Annotated in this window: 1 protein-coding gene; it reads right to left on the bottom strand. The window is 63.3% G+C overall.

The window, feature by feature from the left end; translation table 11 throughout:
• Nucleotides 1-1,307: ABC transporter ATP-binding protein (locus tag EN984_RS34960; RefSeq protein WP_245480188.1), on the bottom strand; the 1,307-nt coding region annotated here is incomplete at its 3' end.
• Nucleotides 1,308-1,309: the final 2 nt, after the last annotated feature.

Genomic DNA, 1,309 nt, shown 5'->3' with positions numbered 1-1,309 from the left:
TTGTGGATGAATTCGATGGCGCCGACATCGACGCCGCGTGTCGGCTGGCCAACGATCAGAACACCAGGGTCCTGTTCCATCTCCCGCGCCAGCACGATCTTCTGCTGGTTGCCGCCGGAGAAATTGGCGGTCTTCAGCCGGCAGTCGGCCGGCCGGATATCGTATTTGGCGATCTTGTCCCTGGCATCGTTGCGGATGGCATCGATGTTGAGGAACGGCCCCTTCAAATAACGGGGATCATCGTGATAGCCGAGGATCGAATTCTCGTTCTCCTCGAAGGCCAGCACCAGCCCGACGTGATGGCGGTCCTCCGGCACATGCGCCAGGCCGCGGTCGCGCAGTTCGCCCGGGTCGGCGGCGCCGGTCAGGTCGATCGGCTTGCCGTCGAGCATGACCGAGCCGGACACCGCACGCCTGATGCCGGAAATCGCCTCGAGCAGTTCGGATTGTCCGTTGCCGGCGACACCGGCGATGCCGACGATCTCGCCGGCCCTGATATCGAAGGAGATGTCGTCGACCATGGTTACGCCGCGCGTATCCTTCACCGTCAGGTTCTTGACAGCGAGCTTGACGGCGCCGGCCTCGGCCTCGCCCTTCTCGACCCGCAAGAGCACGCGCCGCCCGACCATCAGCTCGGCCAGTTCCTCGACAGTCGTCTTCCTGGTTTCGCGCGTCGCCACCATCGTGCCCTGGCGCATCACCGACACGGTGTCGGTGATGGCCATGATCTCGCGCAATTTGTGGGTGATCAGCACCACCGTCTTGCCCTGGTCTTTCAATTGCCCGAGGATGCGGAACAGGTGGTCGGCCTCGGCCGGCGTCAGCACGCCCGTCGGCTCGTCGAGGATCAGGATCTCGGCGCCGCGATAGAGCGCCTTCAGGATCTCCACCCGCTGCTGCAGGCCGACCGGCAATTCCTCGATGATTGCATCGGGATCGACTTCCAGCCCGTATTCACGCTCCAGCCGCTCCAGTTCGGAGCGCGCCTTGGCGATGCTCTTCTTCAAGAGCGCATCGCTTTCGGCGCCGAGGATGACGTTCTCCAGCACCGTGAAATTGTCGACCAGCATGAAGTGCTGATGCACCATGCCGATGCCGAGCGCGATGGCGTCATTGGGGGTTTTGATCGAGGCCGACTGGCCGCCAACGCGGATCTCGCCGCTGTCGGCCTGGTAGAAGCCGTAGAGGATCGACATCAGCGTCGACTTGCCAGCTCCGTTCTCGCCGACAATGCCGTGGATCGTGCCGCGACCGATCTCAAGGTTGATGTCCCGGTTGGCGCGCACCGCACCAAAACTCTTGTTGATGC

It is taken from the genome of Mesorhizobium sp. M7A.F.Ca.CA.004.12.1.1, assembly GCF_003997835.1.
Lineage (GTDB): Bacteria > Pseudomonadota > Alphaproteobacteria > Rhizobiales > Rhizobiaceae > Mesorhizobium.
This window is presented reverse-complemented; position numbering and strand designations above follow the sequence as displayed.